Genomic DNA, 13,037 nt, shown 5'->3' with positions numbered 1-13,037 from the left:
CCCCCGCATTTCACGGCTTATTTGTCAATAGAGTTTCTCCGCTCGAGCAGATAAAATCCCTGTTCCAGACGCGCGGAAGCCGCCTCTCCTGGTCCAATGATGGTCTCGATATGCTGGCCGAACTCTGGAAGCGCAGCTTTACGGCGTCGCTCATCGCGACGCTGATCGGCGCCACACCGGGCGCGGTACGCGAGCGTGCCAATCGCGCCGGTCTTCCGCCACGGCATGGCATCACGCTGATCGACGCTGTCGAGTTTGCCGATCCGCTCGACCATCCGGTCTGTCACGCGATTTCCGACCAGATTGTGGCGAAGGAGGACACGGATAACGGCAGACGCTGGTTTGTCCAGAAGAAGGACAAGAGACGCGTTCATTATTCGAAAGACAGGGCCAAGCGTATTGCAAGGTTCCATTGAGATGCGCGGCTCCACCAAGGCGATTGATCGCCTTCTGCTCGATCCCGCTTTTCTGCAAAAGCTCTCGCGTTGGGGTATATTAGCTGCGCTTATTCTCGGCAGCCTGCTCGTGCTCGAAACGATCGCGATCATCCTGCTCGTGATGAATCCGCCCCGCGTCAAATATATCTATCATGACGCGTTCAATAAGCCGCGCGAACTTCTCGTGACAGACCAGCCGTATTTTACGGACGCTCAGGTCACGAATTGGGCGGTCGATAAGGTAACAACACTCTATACGCTCGATTTCGTCCACATCGAGAGACAACTAGATGCTTCGAGTGCCGCCTTCGCGCCGCCAGCATGGAACGCCTGGGGACAGTCGTTTCAGGGGGCTGGAAACATCCAGTACATCAAGGACAGGCGCGTCTTTCTGACCGCTACCCCGCGGGCAGCGGCCTCGGTCCGCAGTAAAGGCACGCGTAATGGCGTGTACTTCTGGAAGGTGGATTTTCCAATGGATTTGCGCTTCGAGAATGAGAGCGGATCCAAGAACAATCTCCTTTCCATACACGTAACGATCCAGAAAACCAATGATCCTGAGCATCCGGATGGTCTGGAAATCACCGAACTCAACGCGCCGCTTTCAGATCGCGATGGTTGATCTGCGCCCGTACCGATTATTGACGATATCGGCCCTGGCATGCGCAGCGGCGGTTTTTCCTGCATATGCGCAGCAGGATAGCCAGCAAAAGCCCCTGGACCCAATGTATCAGAGTCTCCCGGCGCCACCAGGAGCGCTGAAAGAGGCCTTCGATCAGTACGACCAGGGCGAGCGACTGAAGAACGGCATCGATGACCCCTACCGCATGGCCGTGCCGCAATCGCGATCGGTCACGGTCACGATGCAGCCGGGCGGACAGACAAATATTGTGCGTCTCGCGCAGGGCTACCCCTCATCGCTGACCTTCCTCGATAGTACAGGTCAGCCATGGCCGATCGCCTGGAACCTCATGACGAACAAGACGGCAGATTGCGACAGCCACGGTGCTGGTGAGAATGCTGCCATCCGCGCTATTGGCATCAATGCCTGTGTGCCTGTCGCTGGGTCGAATGTCGTGCAGCTCACGCCACTGTCGCGCTATCCCCGTGGCGGTGTGCTGATCAGCCTCGAAAAGGCCAAGCAACCCATTTACTTCGTTATCATTGCAGGGCCCGGTGTCTATGACGGACAGATGACGGTGCGCGTCAAGGAGCGCGGTCCCAAAGCACAGGATCTACCCGTTCTGGAGGCAGACGCCCCTGAAACAGGCGTCCCTTGGCTCAACGCATTGCTCGACGGTGTCCCGCCCGAACAGGCCACTCCCCTGACCGTGACTGGCGTCAGCGCTGACGATCTGCGTGCCTGGCGGTATCGCGGACAGGTTCTGCTCCGGACACGCTATATGCTCGATTCACCAGCCCCTACCGCGCATGAGACCGAATATGGCGTCACGGCCTATGTGCTGCGCGATACTTCGCGCCTGCTGATGACGGTGAATGGGCAACTTACCGGAATATCTCTTGGAGAGGAAGGGCCGTGAGCGATAGCAACTCACCGGATCATTCGACAAAGCGGGGATCCGCTCGTCTTCCGACCAACTTCGCGCAAAGCACTCGTGATGCACGCAGGCTCGCGCCCTGGGCGTTAGGATTTCTGCTGTCTGGCGTTGTCGCGACCTATCTGTTCTCGGACGGGCGGCATGTAGACGCTCCACGATCGACTGCGCTGTCGCTACCGCAAATGCCAGTGCCCGCAGGGGGCGAAAACAATTCAGCGGTGATGGACAAGACAAACCGCGATGCCGACAAGGCTGCTGCAGAGAAAGCGAGGCGCAATCATAGTTCCTATGCCAGTGCTCTGCAGGGCAGTGCAGCGCCTGCGCAAGGCGGGGGCGAACTCGGCGATACGCCCATGCAGGATACAGGCAAGCCTGCGGAAAACCCCCAGCCGGACGTAGCGGCCAAACCTCAGGGATCGGCCACCGCGCAAAGGCCAGCCGACCCGGCTTCGGCCTCGGCAGCCTCGCCGCAGAAGCCGGTAAGACCGGTCGGTTTTGTGGAGCCAGGCGCATCACCTCCTCGCCCGCCGCGCCCGGGCACGTTATCGGACACGCAGAAGTCAGAGCTCTTCGCATTATGGGGCGGCCGCCCAGCGAGCCTGAACGTTAGCCTCCCCGCGGGAGGAGATGCAGCCTCCGGTCGTGGGGCTGGGCCAGGTTCAGGCGGGTTCGAGACATCCCAGGCGCAAACCGGAGAGAAAGCGTCGTCCTCTGCAACACAGGACGCAGCCTCAAGGACCAGCAAGCGCACGGTTTTGCTCCGTGGCGGTCGTGGCATCATCGGGCACGCTGTCCTGACGGTGAACAGTGACATCAATCAGAGCGTGCTGCTGCAGGCCGATAGTGGCCCATTTACCGGTGCGCGCATGATCGGCTCATTCACGATGGAGAGCGATCTCCTGGTCATCAAGATCCAGAAGCTTATGATCGACGATAACGCGCCTATTTCCGTCAATGCGTTTGTTGTCGCACCCGACAGCGGTGAGGCCGGCGTTGCGACCGAGGTCAATGAGCATCTCATGACACGTGTTGCCCTGCCTGCAGCGGCCGCGTTCGTTCAGGGCCTGGGTACAGCGCTGCAAAACAACAACACCCAGACTTATACGGCAGGGTTAGGCCTCGCATCCTTCACTCATTACACGCTTCCTCAACAGCTTGGCATGGCGGGTGGAGCTGTTGGACAAAGTCTGGGTCAGTTCCTGCAAAAGCAGACACCACAAAAAGCGACGTCCAGGCTCGAACAGGGCGCATCGGTGGGGATTGTCTTCCTCGAGCCTGTCTACGCCCCCTGATTTCAGAAGCCCTGCACCGCGCTCACATTGCGCACAGGTATCATGCGGTCATCGAAAGGAAAGGACCGCATCATGGCCGCAGCTCAGTCCAGCGAGCAGATCGAGCGTAAAGTCACGCAGCTTCGCACCCCTCAGCGCGCGGGCGCCGATGCTGATCCCGCCCTGGAGGAAATCACGCAGGAAGAGGAAGATGCCGCGCCACGCACAAGCAAAATGCGTATGGTGGGGCCAAAGACAAAGGGCACGCGCAGGCGCATTGGCAGCCGGTCACTGCCCATCCTTTTCATTGGCGGCGCAGTCATTGCCGGGGGAGGCTATATCGGCCTCAAGACCGTGACACAGCATGGCGTCATGGTGCCCTTCGTCAATGATCATGTCGTATCACCGCCCGCCTCCATCAGCGCCGCGACACCGGCATCTGGCCAGTTCGCCTTTGCCTCGGGGCCCGGATTGCCCTCTGCGTCGCCCCACAGCCGAGAGCAGGGAGCGACGCCGAAAACGTCCGCGTCTTCAGCCGTCGCCATTCCTGGTCCGGACCAACAGGGCACACCACATGCCGGCACTCCCCAGGTGGGGGATACGACAGGGCACGGCGTGCCTGCGGCTCTTAATGCGGATAGTCAGGCGTCGATCATTCTCGATCTCGCGCGTCAGATTGCTGCAGTCAAAGCACAGAACGAAAAAATCAGTGCCGACCTGTCGGAGACAAAACAGGCACTGACAACCCTGGTCACTCAGAGCGCGGCAAGCTTCGGCACCGTCAATGGCGCGCTTGGCGAGATCCGTCATCGTGTCGATCGCATCGATGACAACTTACAGGCTCATCCGGCAATCGACCCGGCCGTCCAGCCCCTTGCACCCGCAGCATCGCCGGTCGCTCCTGCGGCAGCGGCGGTGCATCGCGCGAGCCCTGCTGTACCACCCTCGCAGGCTTCTGCAGTCAGCAAGCCGGTTTCTCCGCCTTCCGTCCCGCGTCACCCGTATCACGTCCTCTCCGGATCACCCACGATTGCCCTGATTGCCGGCCCCGATGGACAGGGCCGCATTATTCATCCGGCCGGCGTCGAAGCCCCCGGCGACGATCATCTTGCAGGATGGGGTGCTATCCGTGAGCTGCGGCAGGTCGGCGAGAGTTGGGAGGTCGTCACTGAGCATGGCGTGATCCACTAGTCATGGTCGGCATCCTCTCCTTTTGTGCGTCGCTGGGCAACGCGCTTGGCTGGTTGCTGCCAACGCTCTGCTACATCGTCGGCGGCTCCATGATGATCTCGGCCATCTGGGGCTTCTACGGCCGTGCCACGCTGCAAAACGGTCTGGTGACCAGGGGCTTTGCCCCTGAGATCCTTTTCCTCGGCTCGGGTACTCTTCTGTCCTTTCCGCAGTTTCTCAATGTTCTGAACAGGTCATTTGGTTTTTCGACGACGGCCTCGCTCACACAGGGTCAGGACGGTGGGGTCGCGGCCTACAGCTTTGACGCCGCCGCATTCAACCAGGCTGTGTCCCAGGGCCCGACCTCGCTGATGAAAGCCATGATCGATGTCTTCGATCCCTACTTCATCAGCTATGGCGGGCTTATCGCGTTTCTTGCGGTCAAACGTCAGATCGACAGGGCGCAAGGCAGGAACGACTCATCGACAGGCATGAACGTCACGGCGCTCATCGGATCCATCCTGATGATGAACATCGAGAAAGTCAGCCAGATCGGCACCTGGGCGATCCAGGGCCACTAACCTCTCAAAGAAAGTCTCAGCCCTCATGACCAAGACATTCCCGACGCGTCTATTTCGCACCCTCCTGCGCCCCGCCCGCCTGCCGCTTGGCATTATCGCCGCCGCGACGCTGCTGCTCTGCATGCCTCACGCGCATGCCCAGGCGATCGACGATCTGACCCGTACCGCGACGGGACATTTCAATGACGCGGCCGCAATGGGATTTAACAGCGTCTGCTGGATCGTGGGCGGCGCATTGTTCATCATCGCCATATGGGGCTGGTATCAACACACGCGTAATCCGAATGCCGGAACGCGTATGGGCATGGTGTTTGCCGGCATCGTCGCGGGCGGGCTTCTTCTGACGCTGCCCTTCATCGTGCGTACGGCAACCTTCACACTGTTCGGTACCAGCGCCAGTGTGGATGGTAGCCAGCAGATGATGCGCTTTGACAAGTAAGGATTGAGCCCCATGCAGGATCTCGTCCGCTACGCCCGCTCGCCTGGGACGCTCATAGCGAGCCGCTTTGAAGGCCCGGACGAGACGATCTGCACCTGCTGCCAACACGCCAGGGCTACAGTGTCGGTGGCAGGCAAGGCGCTCTGCCCCACCTGCCTCCCGGCTTATGCGCTGGACACCCCACGCATCGATGAGACGGCGTCGCTGATCTGGCTACCGCACGTCGATCAGGGCGTTCTCTCGCGACTTACTCTCGCATTGCACGCTGTCTGCGCGCAACAAGGCGAAGCGATCGGCACCGCCACTACGGGCCCGGCAGGTCACGCCGGGGCCATCTTCGCCGAACTTCGGGCCCAGGCTGGCGGGTTGATCGAACGGATCGGCACAGCCCAGATTTCCCATCTGCGCGAGGCGGCCAGGAAGCTCAGCCAGGCCCCACTCCAGCGTCAGCATGTCGCAAGCGGGATACGGGTCCTGCATCACGGCGTAGGCCTGCCTGATGAGCCGAACAGCTATCGACACTATCTGAACACCCTGAAAGAAGGTTCCTCCTCTTGAGCGAAACGGCTCTGACGCCCCCTCCGAAGCTGTTCGCCCGGGGCTTCCTGCCCCTCGTCGCTCTGCAAGGGCTTACAGCCAAAATCTGGAGCCGGTTTCGTCTTCCTTTGACAGCGTTTTGCGATCTGGCGACCTGCAGCGAGGAAGGCCTGATCAGCTTTGGTGGTGATTATGCGAGCATCATCAGGATTGACGGCATGCGCAGACTGGCCACGCGCGCCGAGATCGAGGCACGCGCACAGGAAATCTGTCTCAGCTTCGGCTCATCATTCGAGCAACCGGGACACGCTGCCCAGTTCGTCTATATCAGTGATCCCCAAGGTGCAGAGGCGGCCATAAGCCAGCAGATCGACGAGCGCAAACGCATCGCCAAGGGACTGCGCGCCAATTTCGACGATATCTTTGCCGAGCGTCTCTCCATCTTCCCGCGATACATGCGTCAAGAGCGCATCTGGCTCGTCCTGTGGACGCGCCCAGGGCGACTTTCGCGCGGAGAGCGCAAAGCGCATGACAAAGACAAGCGGAAAAGTGCTGGGACGCTGCCTCCCATGGGCGACGCCCAGAACCCGATTTTGCACGACCCGGCACTCGCCGCCATCCACCACGCCTTCGTGCGCAACGTTGCGCAGATCTTCGCCAATCACGATGTGCAAACAGAGGTTCTGAGTTCCAGAGCCGCGCTGCAGGTGATCCGTCAGGAGATCTACCCCGACACGATCGGCAGCCAATGGGATCCGGTAATCCCTTCAGATCCACCGCCTGATATACTCCCTGACGAGGAGCGACCGCAGAGCGCGGAAGCCTCTCTATGGCCTTCCCTGCGCGAGCAGATTTTCATGGGCGATGCGCAGACAGATGGGTTTGCAGCGACGCGCCTCGATACGCTTTTGTGGCTACCACTGGACGTGACACGTATCGGGCAGGTCCGGCCGCCGATTACGGAGCTGATCGCCGATCGCGCCGCCCGTTCTCAGCCATGGCGGTTTTCGACGCTGATCGAAGGTGCGCCAGAAAGCCTGATGCTCTGGAAAAAGACGCTTGCCGGCATGTTGCGCTTTGGCCCCAACAAGTCAGTTTATGACGCGTTCGAGCACGTGAACGCCCTGAGGGGTCAGCGTACCGACAAGATTGTCAAGGCCCGCATGAGCTTTGCGACGTCAGCACCTGATGGAGAAATGGAGTTGCTGCGCAAGCGTTCGTCGAGCCTCGGCCAGGCGATTGGCACATGGGGAGGAATGTCCGCAACGACGATGTGTGGCGACCCTCTTGCTGGCGTCCTTTCAAGCGCACCCGGCCTTGCGATCGCTTCTACGGCACCGCCGACAGCAGCACCGCTCAGCCAGATCATGACCATGATGCCGTGGGCGCGTGCGGGAGCGCCCTGGGGGGATGGGGCTGCGCTGTTCAGAACGAGTGACGGAACGATCGTTGCATACGATCCCTCCGGCAGGGGGCGCAAAGCGCAACTCGATCTGTTCATCGGTCGCTCCCGTACCGGCAAATCCGCCCTGATGAACCTGCTCTTGCTGTCAACAATCACCAGCGAAGCGGCCATGACCACGGATGGTATCCGCCTGCCCCTTATCGGAAAGCTGGATATCGGGGATTCCTGCAGCGGTTTTGTGGACATGGTTCGATCAGCCCTGCGCCCCGAGGAGCGGCACCTCGCAACGCATATGTCCTTGCGCTTCATAGACGAGCACGCGATCAACATTTTCGATACCGAGCCCTGCTGCCGCAAGCCCCTCGATTATCATCGCACCTTCCTGACCAATTTCATCAACCTCGTCTGCGCGAAACCCGATGGAAGTGCCTATGACGGCATGAGCCAGGTCCTCTACGATGCGATCGACGCTGCGTATGATGCAAAGAGCGACTACGGACCCAGCACGAAACCCCAGCGATACGAACCGCGCGAGGCACCTCTGATCGCAGAAAAGCTGGCTTCGATCGGCGCGCAACTCCCTGCGAACCCCACATGGTGGGACGCAGCGGATGCACTGGGGCAGGCAGGCGATCTCCATGGTGCAGGACTGGCCACACGCTACGCAGTGCCCACGATGCACGATCTTATCGACATCCTGTCGAGCGATACGGCAATTGGCATCGACTACGACAAAGTCCGGGCCGCAGCTGGGGCCGAGGACATTATTTCCATTTGTCGGCGTTACCTCAACAGCTTTACCAAGCAGTATCCGACTTTGTGCAAGCCAACGCAGATCGATCTGAGCGCTGCACGCATCATCGCCCTCGATATTGATTCAGTCGCGCCTGAAGGCAGCACTCCAGAAACCCAGCGTCAGAATGAGCTGATGTATCTACTCGGGTTCAATATCGTCTCGCGCCAGCTTTTCCTGACGCCCGAACACGCCGACGCTGCGCCCGAGCACATACGCGACGCTCTTAGAGCAAGGTTCAGAGAGATTTCCGAGTCGTTCAAGCGGCTCGAGTGCGATGAGTTTCAGCGGACGAAAGGTGCCCCTTATGTCCGGGCGCAATTCGAGGAGGTGGCTCGACGTGGAGCAAAGCGACGCATGTCGATCGGACTGGCCAGTCAGCGTGTGGAAGATTTTGGCGACTATCTGTGCAATCAATCGACGGGCCGCTTTATCGTCAGTGTCGAGAATGGTCCCGAAGCTCAGCTTTGCCGCAAGAGATTCGAGCTGACAGAGCAGGGAACCGCCATCCTCACGAGCCTCAATGGCCCGCGCGACGACGGGAGCGGCGCTCCTTTCCTCATGCAGGTCAAGGTCGGCGATCAGGTCTATGAGATGTACCTCCTCAATCTCATGGGCCCTGTGGAACTCTGGGCGCTCTCGACAACGAAAGTGGATAGCAGCCTGAGGCGACGTGTTTACGACGCGCTAGGATCCACTGTAGCCCGGCAGCGTCTTGCTCGTGTCTTCCCGCACGGCTCGGCAGAAAAGGAAATCGATCGCCGCACAAGCGTGCGCATGAAGGACGGCCAATCCGAAGACATGGTGCAGTCGGGCATCATTGATGAAATCGCGCTTGAGATCATCAACGGGGTTGGTCTCGGCGCAGTCATCAGAGAGTGAACGCGCTCACATCGCCCTGAGGCACATTTTGCCTCATGAAGCCATTTCTTCTCCGCCGCACCAGAGCCTGCGCAACACTGCTCGCTCCCGCTCTGCTGTCTTTGGCGGGATGCGAGGCCGAAAGATCCGCGCCAGTAGCCCTCGACGTTCCCGGCCTGCCAAGTCCCGAGCTGGCCCTGCAACAGGCGCTCGATCGCACGCATGGCTTCATGGCGAGCCTCAATGAGCGGATTGCGACGCCAGCAAGACAGACGCTGCCGCTCTACACCACAAACGATTATCACGGAGGGCCTTTGGTGCTGCACCCAGACAGCCCCACCAGCGGCGCGGCGCCCCACCCGGCCAGAGGTGCCGAGGCGACACCGCGTTTTCTGCGCGCGGGCGCGACATGGTTCGGCTTTGGCGATGGTTATGCCCGTGTGCATTGCCGCCCCGGACAGATCTGCGTCGTCAACCTTCAGACCGGCGAGCGTGTCACGACGAGCCGCCTGCAGACCGATCAGGAATCAGGCTGGACCGTCACAGTCGTCAAGGGCACCCGAGGCGTTCATTCGAGCTGGGCGGCAGCCCTGACTCCGCATATGGAGGCCACGAGCGCGGTCCTTCATATCCCGACCAACAAGCGCCGCTACGTCCTCGTCCTTGATCCTGACGGCGACACAATGCAGTCGGTGCGGTTCATCTATGACGATAACGATGCCCAGAACCAGCCCGAGCCCGGTACGACCGATGCTCAGGCGAACCCGCGCGCTACAGAAACGGGACAGAGATCGTCATCTGTCGCTCCTGATTTCGGTTTCGTCATCAGCGGCGCGAACCCCCAGTGGAAACCGTTGCGTGCCTATCGCGAGGGAGATCGCACCTACATCCAGTTTCCGCCTGGCGCGATCGTAGCGCGCCCGCGCCTCGTCGTCCTGGCGCCAGGCGGCGGCAGGACCGGCGATTATCGTACGGTCGGAGATTCCTATGTCATCGACCAACGCATCGAGGATGCCCTGCTCATCGGAGCCGAGCCCGATGCGCCCAGCGTCCGCTTAACCCACAGGAGGGCGCCATGATGCGTCGCGCAGCAGGGGCAGCCGCCATGCTGGTCTCCCTTGTCGCCTGCACAACGGGCGATGAGGCACGCACTTCACACGTCGATATTAGCGGCTTTCGTGACATCTCAGCACTGACTGTCTTTATCGCCGATATTCTCGCCGACAGCCTCGATGCGCCGAAATCGACGCTTCGTCTTGCCCCCTTTGAAGGGCCAGACCCCGCTCATGCAGAAATCCTTCTCACCGACACCTTGCGCGAACGAGGCTTTGGCATCGCGCCAAGCGGCATGGATTACCCGGGTGCTCATGCCGTGCGCTACAGCGTAACGCCAGTGGGACAGAACATCATGCTGGCCCTTGATGTCGATGACGCTTCGGCCACCTGTCTGTATGACCATGCAAGCGACGGGGCAACGCAGCGTATTGGGCAATGCACCATACGCAATGGCCGGTTTCTGGCTTTGACTATCCCGCCCCAGACGCTTCCTGGGCCGGTGGCAAAGCCTGCACCCATTGTCGCAACACCTCTAGCGTCTGCGGCGTCGACCGTTCCCGCGAAAGCGGCGTCAGGCGCGCCTCTGGCGCTCGCACCCCTTGCTTCCAACAGCCCCGCTGCAAAGCCGGTCACGGCCTCCATCGCTCCGGCACCTGTCGTCGCACCCATTGCCTGGCAGCCGAGCTGGTCTCTGGTCGAAGGTCAGCCCATCCGCGACCAGATGCTGGCTTGGGGCGATCGTGCCGGCTGGACAGTGATCTGGCCCAAAAACATGAACTGGGTCGTGCCGGTGACGACGACATTCACGGGTCCCTTTCAGATCACGGATGCGAAGGGCCAGGAAACCGGCGTGTTCTCGCAGGTGATCAGAGCACTGGCCCAGCAGGGCAAGGCGCTCAGCCTCAGATTCTGGACGACGAACCACGTTGCGGTCGTCACCAATATGGGAGCCGGCCAATGATACTCTCTACACTCTCGCGCCGTCTCACTGCGGGTGTTGCGCTGACCGCCGTGCTCGCGGGTTGCCAGGATTTCGAAGCTGCCAAAAAGCGGGAAGAAGAAACACAGAAAGCTGTCGATGCCGGACATCTCCCTCAGACGGCAACTGTCACAACAGTCGATGCACCCTATCTTCTGGGCGAGCCCGTCAAAGACCAGGCTCTGATCCCTGCGATTTTGCAGCCGCGAGCGTCGATCCTCATCGCACGCCCCGTCCCTCTGAGAGATGCCGCGATAGCTGCGTCGCGCAAGACCCATATACCCGTCGTCGTCTCACCCGACGCAGAGGACGACGACTATGGCAGCACCGCAAGTGCCGCCCCGGTTACGGCGAGCCCCGTCAGTTTCAACGGCCAGTCCCTCCCTGCCCCGCCTTCCCTGTCAGGCGCTTCACTCTCTGCGGGACAGTCCAACCATGCCCATGGTGTCGATCTCGCTGGATGGCGGGGCTCGGGGCCCTGGATCCAGTATGAGGGAGATCGCAATGGCATGTTCCAGGCAATCGCAACGCGTTATGGTGTCTGGGCCGAATATCGCGACGATCACGAGGAATTCTTCCGCAACAAGACCAAGACTTTCATCGTGCCGGCATTCAGTGGCGCGTCGACAATCAATGATTCCATCTCGGCCTATACGGGGGGCAGTTCGTCCGGCAGTTCCTCCGGTATGGGCGGCGGGTCCAGTGGCGGCATGTCTTCCGGATCCGGCGCGTCCGGCGGCGGCATGGGAGGCAGTTCCGGGTCCTCGGGTGCGTCAACCGGCGTATCCTCCGTATCCTACAAATCGACAGCCGATCGCTGGAAAGGTCTGCAACAGACTGCGCAGATGATGGCCGGAGGCGGCCACGTTTTCGCCGATGAGGGACTTGGCACCCTTTCCGTATCCGGAACGCCTGAGGAAGTTGCCCGCGTCGAGGACTGGATGCACGAGCTCAGCGAGACGATGCTCAAGCAGGTCGCGATCGATATCCACGTCTACACGCTGAAGATCACGCATGAGACCGGGTATGGATGGAGCCCGAAGGTTGCGTTCGAGAGCGCCGCCAAAACCTACGGCATGACAATGGTGCCAGTCGCAGCGCCAGTCATTTCGTCGACGACGACACCATTCAACTTCGGCGCGACAATCCTCAATTCCGCCAAAGGAACTGCAGGACAGTTTGCCGGGTCCGGTGGCGCTATTCAGGCTCTCTCTGAAATCGGGAACGTGACCGAGCTGTATGAACGCCCGGTAGTAACAACCAACAACATCACAGCTCCCTTCCAGAACGGCGTAAACGATACCTACGCCGCCTCGACCTCGAGCGTCCTTGCAACCAACGCCGGTTCGTCGTCGAGCATTCAGCCTGGTATCGTCATGAGTGGGTTTGCAGGGCACGTCACGCCCAAGATCATCGGTGACCGCATCATGCTGCACCTTGATGCCGTTCTGCAGACGCTGCTCAATCTGTCGACCTTCGGGCAAAACGGTTCGCAGATCCAGGAACCCAGGACATCCAGCACGTCGTTCGAGAATCAGGTCGTTCTCAAGTCAGGGAGCACGCTGATGCTCACCGGCTACATCGATGACGCATCATCGCGCAATCGTACAGGAGCTGGGAGCGCCATGAACTGGCTGTTGGGCGGCGGCGGGGACGCTCAGATCAACAAGACGCAGATCATCGTGACCGTGGAGGCCCACACCCTATGACGCGTTCGCGATCCTTTTCCCCGATCCTCGTTGTGAAACGCCTCACAATGGTTCTTTGCATGGGCTCCGCGGTGCAACCGGCCCTGGCCGCCATTCCCCAATGTGCAACTCATCTACAGGAGCCCGGAGCTGATGGTGTTCTTTCAGCACAGCAGCTTTCCATGAATGCCGCCTGCCTTCAGGCCTTGAACGATTTTCAGAAAGCCGCCGAAGCCAAAGCGAAAATTGAGGAGGTCGAGA

12 protein-coding genes and 1 pseudogene are annotated in these 13,037 nt (G+C 60.5%); all 13 read left to right on the top strand.

Features of this window, described 5'->3' with window-relative positions; translation table 11 throughout:
- On the top strand, positions 1 to 416 hold a 416-nt coding region (locus AA0535_RS11510), incomplete at its 5' end, for a hypothetical protein (RefSeq protein WP_264816399.1).
- 1 nt (position 417) lies between these two features.
- Positions 418 to 1,059, top strand: a complete 642-nt coding sequence (locus AA0535_RS11505; protein WP_264816397.1) for a DotI/IcmL family type IV secretion protein — start codon at positions 418 to 420, stop codon at positions 1,057 to 1,059.
- Positions 1,060 to 1,162: 103 nt separating this feature from the next.
- Positions 1,163 to 1,978: a DotH/IcmK family type IV secretion protein gene (locus AA0535_RS11500; protein ID WP_264816396.1), complete on the top strand. Its 816-nt coding sequence runs from the start codon at positions 1,163 to 1,165 to the stop codon at positions 1,976 to 1,978.
- Positions 1,975 to 3,288, top strand: a complete 1,314-nt coding sequence (locus AA0535_RS11495) for a DotG/IcmE/VirB10 family protein (RefSeq protein ID WP_264816394.1) — start codon at positions 1,975 to 1,977, stop codon at positions 3,286 to 3,288. Before AA0535_RS11500 ends, AA0535_RS11495 begins: the two co-directional genes overlap by 4 nt.
- Positions 3,289 to 3,360: 72 nt before the next feature.
- The gene (locus AA0535_RS11490) at positions 3,361 to 4,458 is read left to right on the top strand and encodes a hypothetical protein (RefSeq protein WP_264816393.1); all 1,098 of its coding nucleotides are present in this window, start codon (positions 3,361 to 3,363) and stop codon (positions 4,456 to 4,458) included.
- 2 nt (positions 4,459 to 4,460) lie between these two features.
- Entirely contained in the window at positions 4,461 to 5,018 is a 558-nt protein-coding gene (locus AA0535_RS11485; protein WP_264816392.1) for a hypothetical protein, read from the top strand.
- Between the two features lie 25 nt (positions 5,019 to 5,043).
- A complete protein-coding gene (locus AA0535_RS11480) occupies positions 5,044 to 5,457 on the top strand; it encodes a hypothetical protein (RefSeq protein WP_264816390.1) in 414 nt (137 codons plus the stop codon).
- A gap of 12 nt (positions 5,458 to 5,469) precedes the next feature.
- Positions 5,470 to 6,015 carry a hypothetical protein gene (locus AA0535_RS11475; protein WP_264816387.1) on the top strand — a complete coding sequence of 182 codons (546 nt, stop codon included), beginning with the start codon at positions 5,470 to 5,472 and terminating at the stop codon, positions 6,013 to 6,015.
- Positions 6,012 to 9,074 carry a type IV secretion protein DotO gene (locus AA0535_RS11470; protein WP_264816385.1) on the top strand — a complete coding sequence of 1,021 codons (3,063 nt, stop codon included), beginning with the start codon at positions 6,012 to 6,014 and terminating at the stop codon, positions 9,072 to 9,074. Before AA0535_RS11475 ends, AA0535_RS11470 begins: the two co-directional genes overlap by 4 nt.
- Positions 9,075 to 9,109: 35 nt before the next feature.
- On the top strand, positions 9,110 to 10,132 hold the full coding sequence (locus AA0535_RS11465) for a TrbG/VirB9 family P-type conjugative transfer protein (protein WP_264816382.1): 1,023 nt from the start codon (positions 9,110 to 9,112) through the stop codon (positions 10,130 to 10,132).
- A complete protein-coding gene (locus tag AA0535_RS11460; protein ID WP_264816380.1) occupies positions 10,129 to 11,070 on the top strand; it encodes a toxin co-regulated pilus biosynthesis Q family protein in 942 nt (313 codons plus the stop codon). Before AA0535_RS11465 ends, AA0535_RS11460 begins: the two co-directional genes overlap by 4 nt.
- A complete protein-coding gene (locus tag AA0535_RS11455; RefSeq protein ID WP_264816377.1) occupies positions 11,067 to 12,797 on the top strand; it encodes a pilus assembly protein PilN in 1,731 nt (576 codons plus the stop codon). The genes AA0535_RS11460 and AA0535_RS11455 overlap by 4 nt, the downstream gene beginning before the upstream one ends.
- Positions 12,794 to 13,037: pseudogene (locus AA0535_RS11450) on the top strand (hypothetical protein); the annotation flags it as partial. The gene AA0535_RS11455 and the pseudogene AA0535_RS11450, both read left to right, overlap by 4 nt.

This window comes from Asaia krungthepensis NRIC 0535, assembly GCF_025995175.1.
GTDB classification, from domain to species: domain Bacteria; phylum Pseudomonadota; class Alphaproteobacteria; order Acetobacterales; family Acetobacteraceae; genus Asaia; species Asaia krungthepensis.
This window is presented reverse-complemented; position numbering and strand designations above follow the sequence as displayed.